16 protein-coding genes are annotated in these 24905 nt (G+C 74.6%); 10 read left to right on the top strand and 6 right to left on the bottom strand.

Annotation, left to right across the window (positions count from 1 at the left end; genetic code table 11):
• The first annotated feature begins 384 nt into the window (after nt 1-384).
• On the top strand, nt 385-1500 hold the full coding sequence (locus QRN89_RS05135) for a glycosyltransferase family 4 protein (protein WP_290348160.1): 1116 nt from the start codon (nt 385-387) through the stop codon (nt 1498-1500).
• On the top strand, nt 1497-2747 hold the full coding sequence (locus QRN89_RS05130; RefSeq protein ID WP_290348159.1) for a glycosyltransferase: 1251 nt from the start codon (nt 1497-1499) through the stop codon (nt 2745-2747). The genes QRN89_RS05135 and QRN89_RS05130 overlap by 4 nt, the downstream gene beginning before the upstream one ends.
• Before the next feature lie 373 nt (nt 2748-3120).
• Here the strand turns inward: QRN89_RS05130 and QRN89_RS05125 are convergent, their stop codons facing one another.
• Nucleotides 3121-3609, bottom strand: a complete 489-nt coding sequence (locus QRN89_RS05125) for a hypothetical protein (RefSeq protein ID WP_290348158.1) — start codon at nt 3607-3609, stop codon at nt 3121-3123.
• 1 nt (nt 3610) lies between these two features.
• Here QRN89_RS05125 and QRN89_RS05120 point away from each other — a divergent pair, with 1 nt between their 5' ends.
• Both QRN89_RS05120 and QRN89_RS05115 read left to right on the top strand, forming a co-directional pair.
• Entirely contained in the window at nt 3611-4471 is an 861-nt protein-coding gene (locus QRN89_RS05120) for an SGNH/GDSL hydrolase family protein (RefSeq protein WP_290348157.1), read from the top strand.
• Nucleotides 4468-8073 (top strand): hydantoinase B/oxoprolinase family protein, encoded by a 3606-nt coding sequence (locus QRN89_RS05115; RefSeq protein ID WP_290348156.1) that lies wholly within the window; start codon nt 4468-4470, stop codon nt 8071-8073. Before QRN89_RS05120 ends, QRN89_RS05115 begins: the two co-directional genes overlap by 4 nt.
• Before the next feature lie 268 nt (nt 8074-8341).
• Here QRN89_RS05115 and QRN89_RS05110 read toward each other — a convergent pair whose 3' ends face one another.
• Genes QRN89_RS05110 through QRN89_RS05095 form a run of 4 tightly spaced genes read right to left on the bottom strand, consistent with a single transcriptional unit; the run spans nt 8342 to nt 11881 of the window.
• Entirely contained in the window at nt 8342-9205 is an 864-nt protein-coding gene (locus tag QRN89_RS05110) for a 5-oxoprolinase subunit C family protein (RefSeq protein ID WP_290348155.1), read from the bottom strand.
• The gene (locus QRN89_RS05105; protein ID WP_290348154.1) at nt 9202-9828 is read right to left on the bottom strand and encodes a 5-oxoprolinase subunit B family protein; all 627 of its coding nucleotides are present in this window, start codon (nt 9826-9828) and stop codon (nt 9202-9204) included. Before QRN89_RS05105 ends, QRN89_RS05110 begins: the two co-directional genes overlap by 4 nt.
• Entirely contained in the window at nt 9825-10589 is a 765-nt protein-coding gene (locus QRN89_RS05100) for a LamB/YcsF family protein (protein WP_290348153.1), read from the bottom strand. The genes QRN89_RS05105 and QRN89_RS05100 overlap by 4 nt, the downstream gene beginning before the upstream one ends.
• 14 nt (nt 10590-10603) lie before the next feature.
• Entirely contained in the window at nt 10604-11881 is a 1278-nt protein-coding gene (locus QRN89_RS05095; protein WP_290348152.1) for an MFS transporter, read from the bottom strand.
• A 210-nt stretch (nt 11882-12091) separates the two neighbouring features.
• Between QRN89_RS05095 and QRN89_RS05090 the strand changes: the two genes are divergently transcribed.
• The 4 genes from QRN89_RS05090 to QRN89_RS05075 all read left to right on the top strand — a co-directional run bounded on the left by QRN89_RS05090 (nt 12092) and on the right by QRN89_RS05075 (nt 20530).
• A complete protein-coding gene (locus QRN89_RS05090; protein ID WP_290348151.1) occupies nt 12092-12808 on the top strand; it encodes a GntR family transcriptional regulator in 717 nt (238 codons plus the stop codon).
• A 77-nt stretch (nt 12809-12885) separates the two neighbouring features.
• Nucleotides 12886-14412 carry a hypothetical protein gene (locus QRN89_RS05085; protein ID WP_290348150.1) on the top strand — a complete coding sequence of 509 codons (1527 nt, stop codon included), beginning with the start codon at nt 12886-12888 and terminating at the stop codon, nt 14410-14412.
• 157 nt (nt 14413-14569) lie between these two features.
• On the top strand, nt 14570-15481 hold the full coding sequence (locus tag QRN89_RS05080; protein ID WP_390702563.1) for a hypothetical protein: 912 nt from the start codon (nt 14570-14572) through the stop codon (nt 15479-15481).
• Between the two features lie 69 nt (nt 15482-15550).
• A complete protein-coding gene (locus QRN89_RS05075) occupies nt 15551-20530 on the top strand; it encodes a hypothetical protein (RefSeq protein WP_290348149.1) in 4980 nt (1659 codons plus the stop codon).
• 189 nt (nt 20531-20719) lie between these two features.
• Here QRN89_RS05075 and QRN89_RS05070 read toward each other — a convergent pair whose 3' ends face one another.
• On the bottom strand, nt 20720-21133 hold the full coding sequence (locus tag QRN89_RS05070) for a hypothetical protein (protein WP_290348148.1): 414 nt from the start codon (nt 21131-21133) through the stop codon (nt 20720-20722).
• A gap of 457 nt (nt 21134-21590) precedes the next feature.
• On the opposite strand from QRN89_RS05070, the gene QRN89_RS05065 reads away from it, so the two are divergent.
• Complete coding sequence (locus QRN89_RS05065; RefSeq protein WP_290348147.1) at nt 21591-24473, top strand: nitrate- and nitrite sensing domain-containing protein; 2883 nt, start codon at nt 21591-21593, stop codon at nt 24471-24473.
• Nucleotides 24470-24904, top strand: a complete 435-nt coding sequence (locus QRN89_RS05060; RefSeq protein WP_290348146.1) for a roadblock/LC7 domain-containing protein — start codon at nt 24470-24472, stop codon at nt 24902-24904. The genes QRN89_RS05065 and QRN89_RS05060 overlap by 4 nt, the downstream gene beginning before the upstream one ends.
• Nucleotide 24905 lies beyond the last annotated feature (1 nt).

Raw genomic sequence — 24905 nt, 5'->3', positions numbered from 1 at the left:
CCGGGGACGGCGGCCCAGTGACCGGCGGGTCGGTCGCCACGGTGCTGCTGTGTGGGCCGGTGGCCGGCGGGCATCAGAGAACGCGCGTCCGTCACCGGCGGGCCGGTGAGCAGCAGGTACCGGGACGGGACGCCGGCCGCCCCGGACGGTGCCGAGGACGGCCGAGCCCGGCGTCGGTGACGCGCCCTGCCGCCCCGTGCCGAAGCATCGGCGGCGGTGCTTGCGGCCGAAAAACCGGGGATCCTGGCCGAAACGGTCAGGGTGGGGCAACGCGGGGCAGGTCCGGTGGGCACGCGCCGGGCGGGGCCAAACGCTCATGGGACGTTCGACGCGCGGAAAGATCCACGTTGGCCGCGCCACCCCCGGCACGACGAGAACACGAGTATGCGTGTCGTCATCGTCACCGAATCCTTCCCACCCGACGTCAACGGTGTGGCGCACTGCGCCCTGCAGACCGCCCGCCATCTCGCCGCGCGCGGCCACGACCCCCTCGTCATCGCCCCGGCCGTGGCCGGACCCGATGCCGACACCCCCTGCCCGGTGGTGCGCGTGCCGTCGCTGCCCCTTCCCGGTTACCCCCAGGTACGGGTGGCCCTGCCCAGCCGGCGCCTGGCCGCGGCGCTCACCGCGCACCGGGCCGACGTCGTCCATCTCGCCAGCCCCTTCGTCCTCGGGGTGCGCGGCATGGGTGTCGCGGCGAAACTCGGGCTGCCCGCCGTCGCCGTCTACCAGACCGACCTCGCCGGATACGCCCGCACGTACATGGGCGCGGGTGAGAACACGGCCTGGCGGCGCATCCGCACCGTGCACACCGCCGCGGACCGCACCCTCGCGCCGTCCAGCGCCGCCGTCAGGGACCTGGAGGCACACGGCGTTCCGCGGGTACGGCTGTGGCCGCGCGGGGTCGACACCGCACGGTTCCGGCCCGAGCTGGGAGACGAGTCGCTGCGGCGGGAACTCGCGCCGGACGGTGAGACCATCGTCGGCTACGTCGGCCGGCTCGCGCCCGAGAAGTGCGTCGAACTGCTCTCCGGGGTCTGCGCGCTCCCGGGCGTCAAGGTCGTCGTCGTGGGCGACGGTCCCAGCGGCCCGGCCCTGCAGAACTCCCTGCCGGGCGCCGTCTTCCTCGGTCGGCGTACGGGCGACGACCTGGCCAGGATCTTCGCCTCGCTCGACGTGTTCGCCCACACGGGCCCGTACGAGACGTTCTGCCAGACCGTGCAGGAGGCCATGGCCTGCGGCCTGCCGGTCGTCGCGCCCGCCGCCGGCGGCCCGCTCGACCTCGTCGACCACGGCCGGACCGGTCTGCTCGTCCCGCCCCACGACGCGGACGCGCTGCGGGACGCGGTGGCGGCCCTCGTGGCCGACCCGGCTCGACGCGCGGCGTACGGCCGTGCCGCCCGGGCCACGGTGGAGGGCCGGACCTGGGCCGCCGTCGGCGACCAGCTCCTGGACCACTACACCGAGGTGCTGCGCGAGCGCACGGCGGTCGCGGCATGAGCGGGATCGGCGGCACGAGCGGGACGGGCCCGGCGGTGCGTGCCGGCAGCGCGCACCACGCGGGGAACCGCCCGACGGGCGGCGCGGACGGCGCACGCGGGCTGCGGATCGTACGGCTCGCCAACTTCGTGACACCGTCCTCCGGCGGGCTGCGCACCGCACTGCGCGAACTGGGACGCGGCTATCTGGCCGCCGGACACGAACCGGTCCTCGTCGTCCCCGGCGACACCGAGAGCGACGATCACACCGCACAGGGACGGGTCATCACCGTGCCCGGACCCGAGCTGCCGGGCACCGGCGGGTACCGCGTGCTCGCCGGCCGGACCCGGCTGCGCACGCTGCTGGAGGAGCTGGCTCCCGACCGGCTGGAAGTCTCCGACCGCACCACGCTGCGCTGGACCGGGGAATGGGCACGGCGCCGTCGCATCCCCGCGGTCATGGTGTCCCACGAGACCGCCGACGGCGTACTGCGCACCTGGGGCGTCCCCGGCGCGTTCGCCGAGCGCACCGCGGACCGGCTGAACAGGCGCAGTGCCTGGTCGTACGCGCGGATCGTCTGCACCACGGAGTGGGCCGAGCGCGAATTCGTACGGATCGGCGCGCGCAACGTGGTGCGCGCACCCCTGGGCGTCGAACTGGACCGCTGCCGGCCGGGCCGTCGCAGCCGGGTCCTGCGCGCCCGCTACGCGGAGGGCGCCGACGTCCTGCTGCTGCTCTGCTCGCGCCTCTCCGTGGAGAAGCGGCCCGGCATGGCGGTGGACGCACTCGCGAGGCTGCGTGGGAGCGGGGTGCGGGCGGCCCTCGTGGTGGCGGGGGAGGGCCCGCTGCGCGCAGCGCTGATCCGGCGGGCGCGCGAGGAGCGGCTGCCGGTGCACTTCCTCGGCCATGTCGCCGACCGTGAAGCGCTGGCGGACCTCCAGGCCGCGGCGGACATCTGCCTGGCGCCCGGTCCCGCCGAGACGTTCGGGCTCTCCGCGCTGGAGGCGCTCGCCTGCGGTACCCCGGTCGTCGCCAGCGCCTCCTCGGCCCTGCCCGAAGTCGTCGGCGACGCGGGGATCGCCGCGCACGACAGGCCGGAGGACTTCGCGGACGCGGTACGGGACCTCCTCGCCCGCGCCGAGGGCCCGCGCCGCGCCGCCGCCCGCGCCAGGGCGGAGCTCTTCGGCTGGGACCGCGCGGTCGCGGCCTTCCTCACGGCCCACGACGCCCCCACCCGGGTTCCGGGCCGCCCCGGGGTCGTGGCATGACCACCGAACCGGTCCCGCCGCTCGGAGACAGGACGGCCACGGGAGCCCCGTCCGGGACGGGCACGCCCGCCCGGAACGACGGGGAGGTGCCGGGCCGGCCCGGTACGGCGGCGGCGGCCGTCGCGGCGGTGGCTTCGCCGGAACCCGGCGACACGGCGACGGCGCGGGTGGTTCGTTCCCGTGGCGGCGACGTGGTCGGGGGCGAGCGGGCGGAGCCGGCCCGGCGCGCCGTTGGCGACGCGACCGTCGCGGCGGTGAACTCGCCGGGCGCCGGCGATTCCTGGCGCGGGGGCGTGGTCGGCGCGGAGCAGGACGCGGCGGTCCGGCGAGGGACGGGCGGCGCGGCCGTCGCGGCGGTGCCCCCGCCCGGGGATCACCTCCCGGCAAGGCGCGAGTACGGGGGCGGCGGCCCCGGCACCGCGGTCGTGCGGCCGCCGCGCGCCGTCCCCGCCCGACCGTGCGTACCGCCCCAGGCGCCGGCGCCGGCGCCGGCGACCCCGGCCGGTTCCCCGTGCCCGGCCGGTTCCGCGCCTGCGTCCGTGCCGCCGACCCCGGCCGGTTCCGCGCCTGCGTCCGTGCCGCCGACCCCGGCCGGTGCCGCGTGCCCGGCCGGTTCCGCGCCTGCGTCCGCCGCCGGTACGCCTCCGATCATGTGCGCCGCGGCCACGAACTGGGCCCCGGCCGGTGCTGCGTGCCCGGCCGGTGCCGCGCCTGCGTCCGCCGCCGGTACGCCTCCGATCATGTGCGCCACGGCCACGAACTGGGCCGCGACCGGTGCCGCGTGCCCGGCCGGTTCCGCGACCGTGTCCGGTACCCCGCCGACGACCGCGCCTCCGTCCGCCGCCCCCACGAGCAGCGCCACCGTGCGCCTCTCGCGGTTCGCCGCGCTCGGCGATTCGCTCACCGAAGGCGTCGGCGACCGCGTCGACGGGGCGTGGCGCGGTTGGGCCGTGCTGCTGGCAGAGGCGCTGGGGACGACCGATGCTCCCGCCGAGTTCCGCAACTTCGCGATCAGCGGCGCGCTCAGCCGCGATGTGCACGAGACCCAGGCCCCCGCCGCCCTGGCGTACGCGCCGGACCTCACCTCCGTGATCGTCGGGGTGAACGACACCCTCCGCCACACGTTCGACATCCACGACCTCGCCGTACGGCTCGACGAGGTCTGCGCCGCGCTCAGCGGAAACGGCAGCCGGCTGCTGACGGCCTGCCTCCCGGACCCGGGCGCGATGCTCGCGCTGCCCGCACCGCTCGCTCGCCCGCTCGCACGCCGGCAGCGCGCCGTGAACGCGGTCGTCCACGCGCTCACCGAGCGGTACGGCGCCGTCCATCTGCATCTGGCCGACGTCTCCTGGGTCGAGAACCGCACCCTGTGGAGCGCCGACCGGCTCCATCCCGGCGAACGCGGCCACCGGGCGATCGCCCGCCGGTTCCACGAGCTGCTCACGGCCGAGGGGTTCGTCCTCGGTGCCGCACCCGGCAGCGAGCCCGAACAGCCCGTGCCGGGCCGTGCGGCCAAGGCCGTGTGGCTCGCCACGGCGGGCACCGCCTGGGTGGCGCGCCGGTGCACCGACCTCCTGCCCCAACTGCTGGGGCTCGCCGGGGCCGAGGTCCGGCACTGGGCCCGGGGCACCAGTGCCCGCCTCGACCACCTCGCCGAAAACGCCCTCTCCTCCGCGCTCGCCTCGCTGTCCCCGGCCCCGCCGCTTGCCAGAATGGGGGAATGAGCGGGCGCTGGGAGTTCTGGATCGACCGTGGCGGGACATTCACCGACATCGTCGGCAGACGGCCCGACGGGCGTCTCGTCACCCGCAAACTCCTGTCCCACCAACCGGAGCACTACGACGACGCCGCGGTCGCCGGTATCCGGCTGCTCCTCGGCCTCGGCCCGTCGGACCCCGTGCCGGCGGACCGCGTCGACGTCGTGAAGATGGGCACGACCGTCGCCACCAACGCGCTGCTGGAGCGCCGTGGAGAGCCGACCGTCCTCCTCGTCACGGAGGGCTTCCGGGACGCGCTGCGCATCGCGTACCAGAACCGCCCGCGGCTCTTCGACCGCCGCATCGTCCTTCCCGAGGCCGTGTACGACCGCGTCATCGAGGTCCCCGAACGGATCGACGCCCACGGCGAGGTGGTCCGGCCGCTCGATCTCGGACCGGTCAGGGAGCAGCTGCGGCAGGCCCGCCGGGACGGCTTCGCGAGCGCCGCCGTCGTGTTCATGCACGGCTACCGCCACCCCGACCACGAGTCGGCCGTCGCCACGGCGGCGCGTGACCTGGGCTTCACCCAGGTGAGCTGCTCGCACGAGGTCAGCCCGCTCATCAAGCTCGTACCCCGTGGCGACACGACCGTGGTCGACGCGTACCTCTCGCCGATCCTGCGCCGCTACGTCGACGAGGTCGCGAAGGAACTCCGCTCCGTCCGCCTGATGTTCATGCAGTCCAACGGAGGGCTGCGCGAGGCGGCCCACTTCCGGGGCAAGGACGCCGTGCTGTCGGGGCCCGCGGGTGGTGTCGTCGGCATGGCCCGCACCTCCGAACAGGCGGGCTTCCGGCGGGTCATCGGCTTCGACATGGGCGGTACGTCGACGGATGTCTCCCACTATGCGGGCGAGTTCGAACGGGAGCTGGGGACGCAGGTCGCCGGTGTGCGGATGCGCGCGCCGATGATGAACATCCACACCGTCGCCGCCGGCGGTGGCTCGATCCTCCACTTCGACGGCCGCCGCTACCGGGTCGGCCCCGACTCGGCGGGTGCGGTACCGGGGCCCGCCTGCTACCGGCGCGGCGGCCCGCTCACCGTCACCGACGCCAACGTGATGCTCGGCAGGATCCAGCCGGCACACTTCCCCGCCGTCTTCGGCCCGGACGGCGACGAGCCGCTCGACGCCGGCGTCGTACGGCAGGAGTTCCAACGGTTGGCGGAGGAGGTGCGCGAGGCCACGGGCACGGAGCGCAGCCCGGAGGAGGTCGCGGCGGGCTTCCTCGAGATCGCCGTCCTCAACATGGCCAACGCCGTCAGGAAGATCTCCGTGCAGCGCGGCCATGACGTGACCCGCTACGCCCTGACCTGCTTCGGCGGTGCCGGCGGCCAGCACGCCTGCGCGGTCGCCGACGCCCTCGGCATCAACACCGTCATCGTGCCCCCGCTCGCCGGGGTCCTCTCCGCGTACGGCATCGGCCTGGCCGACGCCACCGCCATGCGTGAGCAGTCCGTGGAGGCGGAACTCGGCGAGGACACCCTGGTCCGGGTGCGGGAGCTCTGCGACGAGCTGGCCGGACGCACCCGGGCGGAACTGCGGGACGACGCCGTACCCGACGAGGCGATCAGCACCCGCGCACGCGTGCTCATCCGCTACGCGGGAACGGACGCCGGGATGCCCGTGCCGCTCGGTACGGAGGCCGGGATGCGCGAGGCGTTCACCGCGGCACACCGCGCGCGCTACGCCTTCACCATGGACAAGCCGCTGGTCGTGGAGGCGGTGTCGGTCGAGGCGGTGGGGAGGGCAGGGCCGCACGGGACCGTCGCCGTCGAGGAGGCGAGCGGCGCCCGGGGGCCGGGGGGGATGCGGGACACCGTGAGGGTGTTCCTGGGCGGCCGGCGCGTCGACGCCCCGCTCCTGAGGCGCAAGGACCTCTCGCCGGGAGACACCGTCGAAGGGCCCGCGATCGTGGCCGAGGCCGACGCCACCACCGTGGTCGACCCCGGCTGGCAGGCCGCGGTCGGTGACGGAGGGCATCTGCTGCTCACCCGCGTACGGCCGAGGCCGGCCCGCGCAGCCGTCGGCACGGACGTCGACCCCGTGCTGCTGGAGGTGTTCAACAACCTCTTCATGGTGATCGCCGAACAGATGGGCCTGCGGCTGGAGAACACCGCCCACTCCGTCAACATCAAGGAACGGCTCGACTTCTCCTGCGCCCTCTTCGACGCCGACGGCAACCTCATCGCCAACGCGCCCCACATCCCGGTGCACCTGGGCTCGATGGGTGAGTCGATCAAGGAGGTGCTGCGGCGCAACGCGGGCGGGCTGCGGCCCGGCGACGTGTACGCCATCAACGACCCGTACCACGGCGGCACCCATCTCCCCGATGTGACGGTCGTGACGCCGGTCTTCGACGAGGACGGCCGCGAGCTGCGGTTCCTCGTCGCCTCGCGCGGCCACCACGCGGAGATCGGCGGGATCACCCCGGGCTCGATGCCCGCGTTCAGCCGCACGATCGACGAGGAGGGCGTGCTCTTCGACAACTGGCTTCTCGTACGGGACGGGCGGCTGCGCGAGGCCGAGACCCGGGAACTGCTCACGGGCGCCCGACATCCGTCCCGCGACCCCGACACGAACCTCGCCGACCTGCGGGCCCAGATCGCCGCCAACGAGAAGGGGATCAGCGAACTGGGCCGGATGGTCGAGGAGTTCGGCCTGGACGTCGTGCAGGCGTACATGGGGCACGTGCGCGACAACGCGGAGGAGTCCGTCCGCCGCATCGTCGCCGGTCTCGGCGACGGCTCCTGCCGCTACGAGACAGACAGCGGCGCGGTCATCGAGGTCACGCTGACGGTGGACCCGGAGGCCCGCGGGGCCGTCCTCGACTTCACCGGCACCTCCGCGCAGCAGCCCGGCAACTTCAACGCCCCCAGGTCGGTGGTGACGGCGGCCGTGCTGTACGTCTTCCGCACCCTGGTCGCCGACGACATCCCCCTCAACAGCGGCTGTCTGGAACCGCTGGACGTCCGTGTCCCGGCCGGATCGATGCTCGCTCCGGAGTACCCCGCGGCGACGGTCGCGGGCAACGTCGAGACCTCGCAGGCGGTCACCGGCACCCTGTACGCGGCACTCGGGGTGCAGGCGGAGGGCTCGGGCACGATGAACAACGTCACCTTCGGCAACGACCGCGTCCAGTACTACGAGACCGTGGCGAGCGGTTCCGGCGCGGGCGACGGGTTCCGCGGCGCCGACGCGGTGCAGACCCACATGACCAACTCGCGGCTCACCGACCCCGAGGTACTGGAGTGGCGTTATCCGGTACGGGTGGACGCCTTCTCGGTGCGGGACGGCAGCGGGGGAGCGGGCCGCTGGCCGGGCGGATGCGGTGTCGTGCGCCGCATCCGCTTCCTGGAGCCGATGACCGTCACGCTGCTGACCGGTCACCGGCGGGTGAGGCCGTACGGGATGGCCGGCGGTGAGCCCGGGGCACTGGGATCGAACGCCGTCGAGCGCGCGGACGGGACGGTCGAGGCACTGCGCGGAGTGGACTCGGTGGAGGTGGCTCCCGGCGACGTCCTGGTCGTGAGGACACCGGGCGGCGGTGGCTACGGGCCCCCGGCCGGCTGACGGCGCGCCTGGTGGTCCGGGGCCGTGGCGGGCTCGGGTGATGCGGGCAGCTCTGCGCGTCGCGACGTCTGCCGGAGGGACCCGGTCCGCGTCCCGGCGCCGCCAGGGATGACCGCGCACCGTCCCGGCGGCCGCAGGCGACGGGCAGCGCGCCAAGCCGGGCGCGGCCCGGACGACCCGTGTCCCCGCGGCAGCCGGGACGGAGCCGCGCCACGCCGTCCGGACCTGCGGGACGTCCTCGTCGGCGCAGAGAGTCCGGGCCGGGGGGTCATCCTGCCGGGACGAAGCGCACCGGCGTGCCCGGGGCCGCCTGGGCCGCCGCCGCGAGGTCGCTCTCGCGGACGACGGCCACCACCGGATAGCCGCCGGTGGTGGGATGGTCCGCGAGGAACACCACCGGGCGGCCGTCCGGTGGGACCTGCACCGCGCCGAGCACCATGCCCTCGCTGGGCAGTTCGCCGTGGAAGGCCCGCTCCAGCGCCGGCCCCTCCGTCCGCAGCCCGATGCGGTTGCTCGCCGCCGACACCCGGTAGCCACCGGTGGCCAGTGTCCGGCGTGCCCCTTCGGTGAACCAGTCGTCGCGCGGGCCGAACCGCACCCGCAGCACCAGCTCGGACGGCGGGCCGGGCCAGGGCGAGCCGTCCACGCGCGCGGGCGGGCCGGCGGGCCGGCCCAGGGGAAGGACCGCACCGTCGCAGAGGGGTGCCGGCCCGAGACCGGAGAGCAGGTCGGTCGAGCGGCTGCCCAGCACCGGTTCCGGCGCGATGCCTCCGGCGAACCCCACGTAGCTCCGTACGCCCCGGACCGCCGCACCCACCTCCAGCAACTGCCCGGCCCGGACCCGCACCGGTGCCCCCCAGGCCACGGGCCGGCCCCCGACCCGCACGGGGCACGGGGCGCCGCCGACCGCCACGGTCACCTCTCCGCGGGGCCGCACCGCGCAGCCGGTGAGCGTCGTCTCGAGCACCGCCGCGTGCCCGGGATTGCCCACGAGCCGGTTGACCAGCCGCAGCGCGGACGGATCGAGCGCTCCGGAGCGGGGCACGCCCAGGTGCGCGTACCCCGGGCGGCCGAGGTCCTGAACGGTCGTCAGAGCCCCGGCCCGCACCACGACGAGGGCGAGGTCGGTCATCGGCCCCCCTCGGCCTCGGGCACGAACCGCACCCGTGCGCCGGGGGAGAGCAGCGCCGCCGGCTCCCTCGCGGAGTCCCACAGGACCGCGTCCGTCGTCCCTATCAGCTGCCAGCCGCCGGGCGAGGAACGGGGGTACACGCCCGTGTAGGTCCCCGCCAGCGCGACCGCCCCGGCGGGCACCGCCGTGCGCGGCGTGACGCGCCGCGGCACCGCGAACTCCGCGCCGAGCCCCGTGAGATAGGCGAAGCCCGGCGCGAAACCGCAGAAGGCGACATGGAACTCGGTCGCCGCGTGGACGGCGGCGACGTCCGCCGCCGAGACCCCCCACAGGGCGGCGACCTCCTCGAGGTCCGGGCCGTCGTAGCGCACCGGTATCTCCGTCACGGCCCGGCTGCCGGCGGCGAGCGGCGGGACGGACCACCGGGGGAGCTCGGCGGCGAGCCGCTCCGGCTCCTCGACGCCGTCGAGGAGGACGGTCCGCGCCGCCGGGACGATCTCCCGCACCGGCGGCAGCGTCCCCGCGGCGCGGCGGCGCAGCAGCTCGGCGTGGAGCGCCTCCGCCTCCTCGCCGCTGCCGAGCTCCACCAGCAGCGCCCGCTCACCGACGGGGAGCAGCCTCATACGAACGCCTCCACCCGGACGCCCGACTCCTCCAGGCGCTCCCGGACCCGGCGGGCGAGGGCCACCGCGCCCTCCGTGTCGCCGTGGAGGCAGAGCGAGCGCGCACGGACCCCCACGGGCCTGCCGCAGCGCGAGGTGACGACCCCGAACCGGGCCATGGACACGGAGCGCTCCACGACCGTGTCCGGGTCGGTGAGCACGGCACCGTCCCGCCCCCGTGGCACGAGGGTGCCGTCCGCCGTGTAGGCCCGGTCCGCGAACGCCTCGGTGACGACCGGGAGTCCGGCCTTCTCGGCCATCGTGTGGAGCGTCGAGCCGGGCAGGCCCAGCAGCGGCAGCCGCTCGCCGGTCAGCATCACTCCCTCGACCACGGCCTCCGCCTGCTGTTCGTCGTGGACCACGCGGTTGTACAGCGCCCCGTGCGGTTTGACGTACGAGACACGTGTCCCGGCGGCGCGGGCGAAGACCTCCAGCGCGCCGATCTGGTAGGCCACTTCGGCGGCCAGCTCGTCCGCCGGGACGTCCATGGAGCGCCGGCCGAAGCCGGCCAGATCGCGGTACGAGACCTGGGCCCCGATCCGCACCCCGCGCTCGGCCGCGAGAGCGCACACCCGGCGCATGGTGGCCGCGTCCCCGGCATGGAAGCCGCAGGCCACGTTGGCGCTGGTGACGACGGAGAGCAGCTCCTCGTCGTCGGTCAGCCGCCAGCGGCCGAAGCCCTCGCCGAGGTCGGCGTTGAGGTCGATCGAGGCCCAGGTCATGGGGGAGGCTCCTTTCACACGAGCTCGCGGCCGCGGGTCTCCGGCAGTCCCAGCAGCGCGAGGACGGCCAGTCCGTAACCCACGGCGCCGAAGACCAGGGCGCCGCCGACCCCCCAGCTGCCGGCGAGGTATCCGACGAGGGTGGGGAAGAACGCCCCCACCGCACGGCCGGTGTTGTACGTGAAGCCCTGGCCGGTGCCGCGCACGGCCGTCGGGTAGAGCTCCGCCAGGAACGATCCGAAGCCGCTGAAGATGGCCGACATGCAGAACCCGAGCGGGAACCCGAGCACCAGCAGCAGGCCGTCCGCGCCCGACGGGATGTTCGTGTACGCCAGGATGCAGCCCGCGGAGAGCACGGCGAACAGCGCGATGTTCTTCTTGCGGCCGAGGACGTCGGTGAGGTACCCGCCCGTCAGATAGCCGATGAACGCCCCGGATATGAGGAACGCCAGATAGCCGCCGGTGCCCACGACCGTGAGGCCCCGCTCCGACTTGAGGTACGTCGGCACCCAGGTCGCCAGCGTGTAATAGCCGCCCTGGACACCGGTGGACAGCAGCACCGCGAAGACCGTCGTCCGGGCCAGGTCCTTGCGGAAGATCGCGGAGAACGATCCCCGGTCGCGGCTGGTCCTGCGGCGCTCGGCGGCTTCGGGCGCGTCCGTCACGTTCCGGCGGACGTACACGACGAGCAGGGCCGGCAGCGCACCCGTCCAGAACATCACGCGCCATGCCGTGTCGGCGTCGAGGAACTGGAAGACCAGCGTGTAGACGATCACGGCCAGGGCCCAGCCGGCGGCCCACGCGCTCTGGATCGCGCCGAGCGTGCGGCCGCGGTGCTTCGCCGTGGCGTACTCGGCGACGAGGATCGCGCCGACGGCCCACTCGCCGCCGAAGCCGAGGCCCTGGAGTGCCCGGAACACCAGCAACGTCTCGTAGTTGGGCGCGAAACCGCACAGCACGGTGAACAGGGCGTAGGTGATCACCGTGATCATCAGGGCCCGGACGCGGCCTATGCGGTCGGCGAGGATGCCGGCGAGCGCCCCGCCTATCGCGGAGACGACCAGCGTGACGGTGGTCAGCAGCCCGGTCTGGCCGCTGTCGAGGCTGAAGTAGGCGGCGATCGCCACCATGCTGAGCGGCAGCGTGAAGAAGTCGTAGGAGTCCAGCGCATAGCCGCCGAACGCGCCGCCGAAGGCCCGTCGGCCCCGCGGTCCGAGTGCGCGCAGCCAGGCGAACGCGCCGGTGTCCTCGGGCAGTTCGCCTTGCTCGGGCTGGGTCTTGGTCGTGCTCATCGGCACCTCGCAGAGGGGGAGAGGGTGCGGCCGAAGGGTGATGCTGCGTGACGTACCAGTACTGCAGAGTGACGCTCGGCACACCGTAGAGGATCGTTCAACGATCCGACAAGAGTCTCGTCCTCTCTTGTGGGAAGGTTTCTGCTCCTACGATGGGTGCGGGCCGCCGACGGGCCGCCGGCGGTGACGGAGAGCGGAAGAGAGGGCACAGTGGGCACGACGGGTTCCGAGCTCGGTGAACTGGCCGGTGACCGCCGGCTCCTGGGCCGCACGAGCACCGCGGAGCGGGTCGCGGACATCCTGCGCACCCGGATCGCGGAGGGCTTCTTCCCGCCGGGGGCGCGGCTCTCGGAGGACAGCATCGGCGGGGCCCTCGGCGTCTCGCGGAACACGCTGCGCGAGGCGTTCCGGCTGCTGACGCACGAGCGGCTGCTGGTCCACGAGCTCAACCGCGGGGTGTTCGTCCGGGTCCTCACGGTCGAGGACGTCGAGGACATCTACCGCACCCGCCGGCTCGTCGAGTGCGCCGTCGTCCGAGGGCTCGGCACGCCGCCGTTCGGGCTCGACGGGCTGCGCTCCGCGGTGACCGCCGGTGAGCGGTCGGCCCGAGAGGAGCACTGGCCGGGCGTGTCCACCGCCAACATCCACTTCCACCGCGAACTGGTCGGGCTCGCCCGCAGCGCCCGCACCGACGAACTGATGCGCGGCGTCCTCGCCGAACTGCGCCTCGTCTTCCACGTCGTGGACGACCCCCGAGGGCTCCATGAGCCGTATCTCGTACGAAACCGGGAGATTCTGGAAGCGCTGAAGGCGGGCAGGAGCGACGACGCCGAGCGGCTCCTCGCCGACTACCTCGACGACTCCCGCGCCCGGCTCGTCGAGGTGTACGGGGGGCTGGTGGCGGACGGCGACACGGCGGAGCGCTGAGCGCCGGGAGCCGAGCCGCGTGCGGGGTTTCTGCGCCGTTTCGACCGGTGTCAGTGCGAGGACCTAGTCTGTGCACCGTGACTTCGCCTGCCTCGACGGAATCCGTTCCGCCCCAGCTCAGCGCGGGGCCGCGCCCCGCCCAGGGCCCGGCCGCCGACGAAGGGCTCGCGCGGCGGCTCCGGGCGCTCGCGTGCACCGCTCCGCTGCACGACCTGGACACGCGCAAGGCGAACCTGGCGGGCGAGTACTCGGTCTACGCGATGGCGGAGGTCGCCCTCGCCGCCATCGATCTCGTCACGCTCAACATGGACTTCGACACCGGTGCCGACCACGAGCAGATAGTGGCCAGGCTCCTCCCCCGCATCGCCGCGCAGGCCCCGCGGCGCCCCGCCGCCGAGCACGAGCGCGTGGCGCGCTGGGTGCTGGAGAACCTGATCAACGTCGGCAGCGTCGACCGCGGCTTCCGCGCGGTGTACGGCACTTTCGGCCCGGACGGGGCCTATGTCCGGCGGGACTACGACTTCAAACTCATCGAGGAGGTCCCGGGCTACGGCGGGAGCGTCTATCTGCGCACCACGGACGAGGCGGTGAACGTCCTGGTCGGCGCTCTCGACACGGACGTCACGAGCGCGCAGATCGCCGCCGAGGTGAAGCTGGAGGTGCTGATCAGCCGCGGCCGGCTCGCCGACGCCCAGCTGGCCGCCGAGCAGGCCCGCTACCGGACCGTGCAGTACGCGGAGACGCTCCGCAGGACGCTCGAGGCCACCCGGCGCAACGTGCGTGCCGTCGACTGGCTCAACGCCGTGCCCGACATGATCGCCGAAGCGCTGGACCACGTCGCCGACCGCTACCGCCACGAGAACGCGATCCTGACGAACATCCGCAAGGCGCGCGACGAGGCCGAGGACCCCGAGCACAAGCGCCGGGCCGCCGAACTCGTCGACATCGTCAAGGACTGCATCCGCCGCCACACCCAGCTCCAGTCCCGGCTGCTGGAGGCCGGCCCGCTCTTCCGCGCCGAGCAGGACCGCCAGGCGTTCGCGGCACCGGCGGCCCACTCCGTCGTCGACCTGTACGGCCACCTCGTCGCGCCGCTGCTGCCCCTGCCCGTGGAGCAGGCCATCCGCGTCACCGACGCGTACTTCGCCCGCGGCACGGGCCTGCGCACACCTGCGTCGGTCCGCGTCGCGGACCTCGTCGACATGCTGCTCAGCCCTCCCGTGGAGCGCGAGCACCTGGGCGCCGAGCTGCCCGAGCCCGATCTGATCGCGACCCCGGACGACAGCCGCTTCAGCGAGGAGCAGCTCGCGAACGCCATGGAGCTGCTGGACCTGGAGCACGACGCCCCGCGCCGGCTCTCCGGACTCCTCGCCGACGCCCGCCGCCGCGATCCGGACCTGCCCTATCTCGTCGCCCTCCTCGCCGTCCACGCGGCCAGCCCCCCGGTCGGCACGGCCTACCGCCAGGGAGAGGAGCGGCTGCTGTTCGCCGTCGACGACGGCACCGAGCTGGACGACCCGGAGTTCGGCGGAGCCGACCTCATCGTGGGCACCGCCCTGCTGGACGCGGCCGGGATGGCCGCGGACCGCACGGAGGCCGCGTGACGCCGCACCCGAAGTCCGGCGCCCCCGCGCTGCCGTACGCGCCCCTCCGGCGCGCGGAACCCGCCCGCGACGGCCGTCCGGGCCGTGGCCCGGCGCGCCCCCGGACCGTCCACCACGGCACAGTCGTGCCCGACCACCGCACAGAGGAGCACCAGCCGTGAGCGACCAGCACGCAGAGCACGCCGGGCCCCGGCGTGAGCCGGACGTGCCGCTCGGGCCGCCGTCCGGGCCGATGTCCTCCTCCGCAGGGGTCACCCCCGCCGACGCGGCCGACGCCGCGCGCCTCGTCTCCTTCGGACTGCAGCCCAAGCTGCTGCCCGCCCGCGACGCCGAGTACGCCGACCTCCTGCGGCGCTACCGCGAGGAGCCCGCCTTCGCCCGTCTCGCCGACGCCGTCGCCACCGGGCTCGGCCTGGTCGTCCTCGAGGTGTCGCCCCGCGCGGGGATGGCCGTGACCGCGGCCGAGGACTCGGTCTTCGCCGTCCGCATGGGCGACTACGCCCGCCGGGCCTCGGCCGACTCCGCCGACCGGTTCCTCCACGGCCTCGCCCATCTCGCCGTCGCGGCAATGGCGTTCCCCCGCCCCGAGGACCTCGCCGACGACGGCTACATCGGCCGCATCACCGTCAACGGCGTCGACGCGTTCGTACGGCAGGCATGCCGGCGCCTGGAGGAGCGGGCCGAGGAGCAGGGGGAGAACACCGACCCGGCCTCCGACGCCCCTGGCCTCGAAGCCGCCTGGCGCGTCTACGCGCGGCGCAGCGCCACCGGAGCCACCAAGGACGCCCGCCGCCTCGCGGGCTCCACCACCGGCATCATCGCCAAGGCGGTCGCCTTCCTCACCGACTCCGGTTTCCTGCAGCGCACCGGCGACGACTCCGGTGGCGCCTACCGGACGACCGCCCGCTACCAACTGCAGGTCCGCGACATGGCGGGCAGCGCCGCCATGGAGGAGCTGCTGCAACTCGGTGTCGTCCCCGTCACCGACGGCTCCGCCACGCTCCTGCCCCCGCCGGACAACGACGACCTGGAGCTGGCCGCCGACGCCGGCCTTCCCTTCCACTCCTGACCCCGCGGGCCCCGCCCGCCGCCGCCCACCCCGCCTCAACACCGCTGAGAACGACGAGAGTCCGCCGCCATGTACGAGCTGTCCCGGGTACGCCTCTACTCCATCGGGCCCGCCGGTGCGCGCTATGCCGACACCGTGCTGGACCTGCGCGGAGTCGGCGCGCCCGTGCCCGACCCGGCCCCGACCCAGGCCGAGTTCTTCGAGGAGGAGCCGGTCGGCCCGCCACGCCGTCCGGCCCCCGCGGGCGTGCTCTTCCTGGAGAACGGCGGCGGCAAGTCCGTCCTCCTCAAGCTGATCTTCTCGGTGATGCTGCCCGGCCACCGGAACACCCTCGGCGGCGCCAGCTCCGGGGTGCTGCGCAAGTTCCTGCTCGCCGACGACTGCGGGCATGTCGCCCTCGAGTGGCAGCACACCCTCACCGGTGAACTGGTCGTCGTCGGCAAGGCCAGCGAATGGCGCGGCCGTCAGGTCTCCAACGACCCGCGGAAGTTCGCCGAGGCCTGGTACTCCTTCCGGCCCGGCCCCGGCCTCAGCCTGGACTCGCTGCCCGTCGCCGAGTCCAGCGCCGTCCGCCCGCCCGTCGAGGGCGCCTCCGGAGCACGGGGCCGTCGTCGCACCATGAAGGGGTTCCGCGACGCCATCACCGAGGCCGGCAAGGCGTATCCGCACCTGGAGGTGTACTGGGAGGAGATCCACGACCGCTGGAACGAGCACCTCGGCGACCTCGGCCTCGACCCCGAACTCTTCCGCTACCAGCGGGAGATGAACGCGGACGAGGGAGAGGCCGCCGGCCTGTTCGCGGTCAAGAAGGACTCCGACTTCACGGACCTGCTGCTGCGCGCCGTCACCGACACCCGTGACACCGACGGGCTCGCCGACCTGGTCAGCGGCTTCGGCAACAAGCTGGGCCGGCGCGCCGAGCTGATCGCCGAACGCGACTTCACCGCCGGCTCCGTCGATCTCCTCGGCCGTATCGTGGAGGCCGCCGACACCCGGGCCCGGGCCCGTGACGTCCACCTCGGAGCCGAGCGCCGCACCCGTACGCTCGCGCGCAGGCTCTCCGCCAGGGCCGGCGAGGAGCGCGCCCGCACCGCCGCACTCGCCCAGCAGGTGACCGCGGCCGCGCACACCGTCACCGAGGCGGAGCGGGCCCGCAGCCACAGCTCCCTGATCGCCGCCGAACTGGCCTACCGGCACGCCTCCCTGGCGCTCACGGCGGCGGAGAAGGCGGCCGCGGCCCAGCGGCGCGAACTGACCGACGCCCGCACCCTCCACGCCGCCTGGCAGGCCGCCGAGGCGGTGCTCCGCCACCGCGCGGCCTCGGACCGTTCCTCGAGGGTGGCCGCCGCCATCCGCGAGGCCGAGCGGGACGCCGCGCCGGCGCTCGCGGCCCGTGCCAGGGCCGCGGCCGATCTCGTGCGCGCGCTCCACTCCGCCGCCGAGGAGGGCGAGCGCCTGGCCAACGAGGAGGAGGAGCGCTCCGCGGGCCTCCAGGAGGCCGGCGAGGCCGCCCACCGCGACGCCACCGCCGCCGCGACCGACGCCCAGCGGGCCCGCAGCGAGGCGGGCCATCTGCGCCAGCGCCTCGCCGAGGTCGAGCAGGAGACCGCGGAGGCCGTCCGCGCCGGCTGGCTCGACGACAGTGCCCCCGACGCCGACCCGGCCCGGGCAGCCCTGGCGGCCAGCGACGCGGAGAAGTCCGCGGTCGCCGCCTGGGACGCGGCCCGCGAGGCCGCCCGCACGGCCGCGGAGCGCGCCCGTGAGACCGCGGCCGCCGAGGCCCGGGCCGAACTGGCCGCGGCCCGTGCCGCCGACGCCGCCCAGGCCGCGGCACACGCCCACGAGGCCGAACGCCTCGCCGCGGCCTCCATCGCCGAGTCGGAGCGCCTCGGCGACCTGCTCAGCCTGCCGGCGTCCACCGGCTCGGCGGAGGTTCCCGGACCCCGGCGCGAGCCGTCCGAGGGACCGGCCGGCACGGCCGCGACGGACACGCGGACGTTCCCGGCCCAGGCGACCGGCTCGGGCGACGGACGCGCCGGGACCACGCCGGCGGGGACCGCGGCCCCGGACCACCGGGGCCCGTTCGCACGCGAGCACGACACCGAAGGCCCGCTCACCGCCGAGGAGTTCGACCGTTGCGCCGACGAACTGCGTGAGCTCCTCGACCAGGGCGTCGCGGCCGCCGAACGCCAGCTGTTCGACCTGAGGACCGCGGCCGCGGACGACGCCCGCATCCTCGGTGCGCTCGGTGACGGCGGACTGCTGCCCCCCGGTCCGGACGTTCTCGCGACCGTCGAATTCCTCGGTGAGCACGGCATTCCCGCACTGCCCGGCTGGCGCTACCTCGCCCAGGCCGTCGCTCCGGCCGACCACGCCGCCGTGCTCGCCGCCCGGCCGGAGCTGGTCGACGGCGTCGTGATCACCGACCCGGTGTCGTACGCCCGTGCCCGCGAGGTGCTCACCGGGGCCGCCCTGCTGCCGCGTTCCGCCGTCGCCGTCGGCACCGCGGCCGCACTGCTCGCCCCCGTACCCGGTCCGGCGGGCGGGACTGACGCGGACGTGTTCCTCGTGCCGCCGAACCCGGCCATGCACGACGAGCACGCCGCGGACGAGGAGCGCCAAGGGCTGCGGGCCCGGGCCGCCGCCCGGGACGAGGAGATCAGGACCCTCGCGGCCCGGCTGGCGGGCGACCGCTCCCTCGCCGCCCGCATCGGCTCGTGGCGCGCGGACTGCCCGCCCGGCATGCTCGCCGAACTCGCCCTGGCCGCGCGTACGGCGCGGGAGGCGGCCGAGGCCGCCGAGGAGGTACTCGCCGAGGCCCGTACCGCCCGGGCCGAGGCGGAGGAGGCCGCCGCCGACGCCGGCCGGGTGCGCGACGAGCGGCAGGACGCGGCCCAGCGGGCCCGCCGTGCCGCGGACGCGCTCGCCGGACTCGCCTTCCGGCTCCGTGAGCGCGCGGGCTGGCAGGCCAAACTGCGTGAACTCGCCGACGACGCGGCCGAGTCCGACGCCCGCGCCGCCGCCTGCCTGGAACGGGCGAGAGCCGCGGACCAGGACCGCCGGGCCGCCCAGCGCGCGGCGGACGACGCACGGCGCACCGCACGCGCCCTCCGCGCCGAGCGCGCCGAGATCGCCGGCGCACCCGAGCAACTGCCCGAGCCCGACGAGGGTCCCGGCACCCCGCGCCCCTCGCTGCCGGCCCTGCGCGAGGCGTACCGCGCCGCGTCCCAGCTGTACGAGAAGGTCGGCGTCGGCGCCGACCTCCGCGCCGAACAGGCCCGTGCCGAGAGCGACGAGAGCGCCGCGCTCGCCGAGCTCGACCGGCTCAGCAACAAGGTCCGCACCCGCGCCGCCCAGTTGCTGGAGGGCACGGACGGGGCGGACGGACCCTCCCGCCAGGCCGCCGCGGCCCGCGCCGAGTCACACGTGCAGATGCTGGAGACCCGCGCCTCCGAGGCCAGCGAGAAGCTCGGCCGGCTGCGCGGCGAGGCCGAGCGCCTCGCGCCAGTGGACGGCGACGCGCACACCGGCCTGCCCGAGGAACTGGAGCCCTCGGACGCCCAGCACGCACAGGCGCTGCTGCGTACGGCCACCGGCGATCTGGCCGCCCGTACCGAGGCGCTGGAGACCGCCCGGGCCAGGCACGCCGAACTGCTGCGCGCACACCGCACCGCCGAGGACGCGGCGAGCGGCTTCGACGAGACGGCGGCCCTCCTGCGCGACCTGCTCAGGGACCACACCGAGGAGGACCAGGAGGAGCCCGGGCCGTACCCCGGCAATCTCGAGGAGGCCCGGCACTCGGCGGCCGAGGCCCGCCGCTCCCTGCGCGGCTGCGCGGCCGATCTGTCCGCCGCAGAGTCGGCCGTGCGCGAGGCGAGCGACGTGCTCGTGCGCCACGCCAACTCCACCCGGTACGAGGCGGTGCGCACACCGGCGCGCCTGCAGATCCGTGAGCTGCCGGCGTCCGCCCTGCCGGAACACGCGGCGCGCTGGGCCGAGGCGTTCGCGCCGCGGCTGCGCGTCCTCACCGACGAACTGGCCCAGTTGGAGCGCAACCGGGACTCCATCGTCGACCGCCTCCGCGGACTGGTGGAGTCCGCCCTCGCCACGCTCCGCTCGGCCCAGCGGCTCTCCCGGCTTCCCGAGGGCCTGGGGGAGTGGTCGGGACAGGAGTTCCTGCGCATCCGCTTCGAGGAGCCCGACCAGGCGACCCTCACCGAGCGGCTCGGTGAGGTCATCGACGAGGCCACGCGTGCCGCGGTGAGGAAGAACTCCGACCTCCGCCGGGACGGCATGTCCCTGCTGCTGCGCGGTGTCCAGGCCGCCCTCGAACCGAAGGGCGTCGCCGTCGAGATCCTCAAGCCGGACGCGGTGCTCCGCGCCGAGCGCGTGCCCGTCGGGCAGATGGGAGACGTCTTCTCCGGCGGCCAGCTGCTCACCGCGGCGATCGCGCTGTACTGCACCATGGCCGCGCTCCGCAGCAACGACCGGGGCCGCGACAAGCACCGGCACGCGGGCACGCTGTTCCTGGACAACCCGATCGGCCGCGCCAACGCCACCTATCTGCTGGAGCTGCAGCGCGCCGTGTCGAAAGCCCTCGGCGTCCAGCTGCTGTACACCACGGGCCTGTTCGACACCACGGCGCTCGCGGAGTTCCCGCTGGTCATCAGGCTGCGCAACGACGCGGACCTGCGGGCGGGCCTGAAGTACATCAGCGTCGAGGAGCATCTGCGCCCCGGCCTGCCCCAGCAGCGCACCGAGGGCGAGACGGTGCACGGGGAGATCACGGCGACCCGGATGTTCAAGCGGGCCAAGGACGACCCGGCGCCGGCGCCCGCGCCCACACCCGCGCAGGTCGAGGGCGGCGCCGGTACGGCGACGGAGCCGTACGGCGGGACCGGGAAGGCGACCGGGGGTCAGGACGGCACGGAGGCCGGGACGGGCGCCGCGGCTCCGTCACCGTCGTGGAGCCCCCGTGCCGAAGGCGCCCCCGTGGACGCCGGGACGCGGCCCGGCACCTCCGAAACGCCCACCGGCCGCGAGGAGTAGCGGGGGCCCCGACACTCCGCGGCCGCCTCTGGCCTCAAGCCTGGCCCCGGGGCCGGGTAACCGCCCGACGTCCGGGCCCGCCCCGAGTCCGGTGCCCCAGGGCCGGGTCCTCAGCCCGGGCTCCCGACCCGGTACCACCCCGGGCCCGGCTTCCCCGGGCAACCGGACACGCCCCGGACCGGGCCCGCGTCAGGCCTGGGACAGCCGCCCCGTGCCCCTCCGTCGTATCCGCGCGGACTCGCGCGCCTCCGTCCGGGCCGTCCTCCGCGCCCGTCGACGCTCCCGTCGCAGTTGACGCGCCGTGCTGCTCGGGACCGAGACCACGCCGTTCCGCTGGTTCCACACCTGGCGCGTCACCCACACGTCCAGGACCGCCCAGGTCGCGGCGACCGTGCTCGCCACGCTGCTCAGGACCATGGGAAACGCCAGCCACGATCCCGTCACCGAGAAGAAGAAGGCCATCAACGCCTGGGTCATCGTCACCGCCGTCACGATCACGGCACGCACGGCCGCCGTGCGCACCGGATCGGGCAGCCGTCGTCGACCCACCGGCTCCTCGATCCAGAGTCGCCGCGGTACTGCCGTCTCGTCCGCCGTCGCCATGGTCTGCGCTCACTCCCCACGAATGTCCGACTGCAGGGTTGGCTACCCGCTTCCGGTCCGTGCACGCCGGCGCGCCCGTAGGCCGATTCCCCCGCAACTCCCGTTCCCCGTACACAGAGACGCACGACTGTCACGGAAGATTCCCTGGGGAGCGAAGTTTTCCAGCCATACGTCCATGAAGGGTTTGTGACGTCCGGCCAGGTGTCATCGGCCACAGTTCCGAGTGCCAAGTCCGCGAATACCAGGACAACCCATGATCAACGACTCGACGCCCGGCCGAAAAACGTCCGGACGAGCCTTCGAGTTGTCACTCCGTCAGTAGTAGGCTCGCGCCGTTTGTTGACGCAGGAAGTCAAGACCTGGCACAACTCGGCACCACTCACGACAGACAACGGCACCACACGCCAAGCGGACATCACCACCCGCGCCGTCCGCGCGGGTCGAGCTGGGGGAGGCCATGCGCTTTCGCGGGAAGTCCATCCGCCGGAAGATCGTGGCGTTGCTGCTTGTGCCGCTCGTCTCCCTGACCGCGCTGTGGGGGTTCGCGACCGCACTGACCGGCCGTGAGGCAAAGCAACTGCTGGACGCCGGGTACATCTTCGAGAAGGTCGGCCTTCCCCTCGAGGACACGGTCCGCGTCATCCAGAAGGAGCGCCGCCAGACCCTCGTCTACCTCGCCGACCCCCGTGCGGCCGACTCCCTGATCGCCCTGCGCGGCCAGCGGTCGCAGACCGACCGGGCGGTGGCCGAAATACGTGCCAGCGCCCAGGACTCCGGGGTCCGGAACTCCCTCAGCCCGGACGCCTCCCGGCGCCTCGACCGGCTCGTCGACGCGCTCGACGGACTCGGCTCCCTGCGTCGGAACGTCGAGCAGAGCGCCATCACCCGCGCCCAGGCGCTGGAGTTCTACAACCGTCTCGTCGACCCCTGCTACGGCTTCCTCACCTCCCTCAACGGCCTGGAGAGCGTCGAACTGGAGAAGCAGGGCCGCGCCCTCGTCGGTGTCGTGCGAGCCCGGGAACTGCTCTCCCGCGAGGACGCGCTCGTCACCTCGTCGCTGGTCGCGGGCAAGGTCACGGCCGAGGAGATCCGCGCCGTCACCGATCTCGTCGCCAACCGCAAGCTCATGTACGAGATCAGTCTCGAGGTCCTGCCGGCCTCCGAGCGCGAGATCGTCGAGCAGTACTGGGGCAGCCCCGACACCCAGCCCCTGCGCGAGACCGAGGAGAAGCTGCTCGCCGCGGGCCCCACCGGCAAGCCGCGCGTCGTGGACGCCGAGCGGTGGCAGCAGCTGGCCGGGCCCGTCCTGGACGACCTGGCCCGCCAGTCCAGCGAGGCGGGCGACCGCTACCAGGACCGCGTGGAGCCCGCGGCGTACGGAGTCCTCGTCAAGGCGGGCATCGCCGGCGTCCTGGGATTCCTGGCCCTGCTGGTCTCCCTCGTCGTCTCCGTGCGGATCGGCCGCGACCTCGCGCGTGCGCTGTCCCGGCTGCGCAAGGAGGCCCACGAGGTCTCCGGCGTCCGCCTTCCCAGCGTGATGCGCCGGCTCGCCGCGGGGGAGAGCGTGGACGTGGAGACCGAGGCACCCCACCTCGAGTACGACAAGGACGAGATCGGTCAGGTCGGCCAGGCGCTCAGCACCCTCCAGCGGGCCGCCGTCGAGGCCGCGGTCAAGCAGGCCGACATGCGCCGCGGAGTCTCCGAGGTCTTCGTGAACCTCGCCCGCCGCAACCAGGTCCTGCTCCACCGCCAGCTCACCCTCCTCGACACGATGGAACGCCGCACGGAGGACACCGAGGAACTGGCGGACCTGTTCCGGCTGGACCACCTCACCACCCGTATGCGCCGGCACGCGGAGGGCCTGGTGATCCTCTCCGGCGCGGCCCCCTCCCGTCAGTGGCGCAAGCCGATCCAGCTCATGGACGTCGTGCGGGCCGCCGTCGCCGAGGTCGAGGACTACGAGCGGATCGAGGTCCGGCGGCTGGCGCGCGTCGGCGTGGCCGGTCCCGCGGTCTCCGACCTCACCCACCTCATCGCCGAACTGCTGGAGAACGCCACGGTGTTCTCACCCCCGCACACCGGGGTGCAGGTGCACGGCGAGCGTGTCGCCAACGGCTTCACCCTGGAGATCCACGACCGGGGCCTCGGCATGACCCCCGAGGCGCTGCTCGACGCCAACCTCCGGCTGGCGGAGACACCCGAGTTCGAGCTCTCGGACACCGACAGGCTCGGCCTGTTCGTCGTCAGCCGGCTGGCCCAGCGGCAGAACGTGCGCGTCTCCCTGCAGCAGTCCCCGTACGGAGGGACCACGGCGATCGTGTTCGTCCCGGCCGCGCTGCTCACCGACGCCCCCGACACCGAGGGCACCGGGTTCCGCCTCGACCGCAAGAACACCCTGGGCGCACGCGAGAGTTCCGGCCGTCGCGCCGAGGCCGGCCGCCTCGCCGCCCTCTCGCAGGTTCCCGCGGGCCTCACGGGCCCCGCGGTGCTCGACGGACCCGTCGAACTCGAGGCGCCCGTCGACAGCCTGGGATTCGAGGACCGGCCGGCGCTGGGCGGCCGGGCCGACCGCATCGACACGGCCGAGCCGATCAACGCCGTGCCCGACACCACGGCCGACATCGAGGACACCGAGAGCGAGCGGGGCGGACTGTTCCGGGCCCGGGACTTCCTGCGCGCGCCCGACGAGCAGCACCAGCAGACCTCCGACCAGGCGCCGGAGCGCCCGAGGAACGGCCCTCGCCGGGCGTCCAGGGGCCCCGTGCCCCTGCCGCGCCGCAAGCCGCCGACCCTGGTCGCGGACAACGGACGCCGGATCGACGAGCGGGGCCGCTCGCACCCGCTGCCCGGCCCCGGCAGGGACGAACCGGAAGCCCCGGGCCCGCGCCCGGACTCCGCCCACGCCGCCCCGGCGGCGGGTCCGCCCACCGCTCCGGTCCCGCTCCCGCTGCGCAGCAGGCCGTCCCGCGGCACCGGCGAGTCCGGGCGGTCCGGCGACGCGTCCCCGCGGGCGGGCGGGCCGGCGGACGGCTCCGGCGGCGGAGCGAGCGCCATCCGCCCGGCGCGCGGTTCCTCGGGCCCCACGGTCGGGGGACTGCCTCGCCGGGTCCGCCAGGCCAGCCTCGCCCCGCAGCTGCGCGAGACCTCCGGCACCCGTGCCGCCGCCACGCGCACCGAGGCGGAGGACGCCCAGGACTTCGAACGCGACGCGGAACAAGTACGCGACCGCATGGCCTCGCTGCAACGCGGCTGGCAGCGCGGACGACGCCAGAACGCCGAGGATGCCACCGGCCACGGCGAGACAGCACCAGGAACGACACCGGAGGGGGACGGTCGATGACCGCACCGAACGCCGCAGCACCCGACACGACCAGGAACGGCGAGCTCAACTGGCTCCTCGACGAACTGGTCGAACGGGTCGGTTCCATCCGCAAGGCCCTCGTCCTCTCCGGCGACGGCCTCGCCACCGGTGCCTCCAAGGACCTCACCCGTGAGGACGGGGAGCACCTCGCAGCCGTGGCCTCCGGGTTCCACAGCCTCGCCAAGGGCGTGGGCCGCCACTTCGACGCCGGCCGGGTGCGCCAGACCGTCGTCGAGCTCGAGGACGCCTTCCTCTTCGTCACCGCCGCGGGCGACGGCAGCTGCCTCGCCGTCCTGTCCGACGCCGACTCGGACGTCGGTCTGGTGGCCTACGAGATGACGCTCATGGTCAAGCGCGTCGGCGCCCACCTCGCGACGGCACCCCGGTCCGGGCTCTCCGCCGGAGGGTGAG

It is taken from the genome of Streptomyces sp. HUAS CB01, from assembly GCF_030406905.1.
Taxonomy (GTDB): Bacteria; Actinomycetota; Actinomycetes; order Streptomycetales; family Streptomycetaceae; genus Streptomyces; species Streptomyces chengbuensis.
The sequence above is the reverse complement of the archived record's forward strand: the minus strand, read 5'-3'. Positions and strand labels throughout refer to the sequence as shown.

Bases quoted from the DNA above. Each gene is read 5' to 3' on its own strand.
- QRN89_RS05135 (WP_290348160.1), top strand. From the start codon at position 385: ATGCGTGTCGTCATCGTCACCGAATCCTTCCCACCCGACGTCAACGGT.
- QRN89_RS05130 (WP_290348159.1), top strand. From the start codon at position 1,497: ATGAGCGGGATCGGCGGCACGAGCGGGACGGGCCCGGCGGTGCGTGCC.
- QRN89_RS05115 (WP_290348156.1), top strand. From the start codon at position 4,468: ATGAGCGGGCGCTGGGAGTTCTGGATCGACCGTGGCGGGACATTCACC.
- QRN89_RS05110 (WP_290348155.1), bottom strand. From the start codon at position 9,205: ATGACCGACCTCGCCCTCGTCGTGGTGCGGGCCGGGGCTCTGACGACC.
- QRN89_RS05105 (WP_290348154.1), bottom strand. From the start codon at position 9,828: ATGAGGCTGCTCCCCGTCGGTGAGCGGGCGCTGCTGGTGGAGCTCGGC.
- QRN89_RS05100 (WP_290348153.1), bottom strand. From the start codon at position 10,589: ATGACCTGGGCCTCGATCGACCTCAACGCCGACCTCGGCGAGGGCTTC.
- QRN89_RS05095 (WP_290348152.1), bottom strand. From the start codon at position 11,881: ATGAGCACGACCAAGACCCAGCCCGAGCAAGGCGAACTGCCCGAGGAC.
- QRN89_RS05075 (WP_290348149.1), top strand. From the start codon at position 15,551: ATGTACGAGCTGTCCCGGGTACGCCTCTACTCCATCGGGCCCGCCGGT.
- QRN89_RS05070 (WP_290348148.1), bottom strand. From the start codon at position 21,133: ATGGCGACGGCGGACGAGACGGCAGTACCGCGGCGACTCTGGATCGAG.
- QRN89_RS05065 (WP_290348147.1), top strand. From the start codon at position 21,591: ATGCGCTTTCGCGGGAAGTCCATCCGCCGGAAGATCGTGGCGTTGCTG.
- QRN89_RS05060 (WP_290348146.1), top strand. From the start codon at position 24,470: ATGACCGCACCGAACGCCGCAGCACCCGACACGACCAGGAACGGCGAG.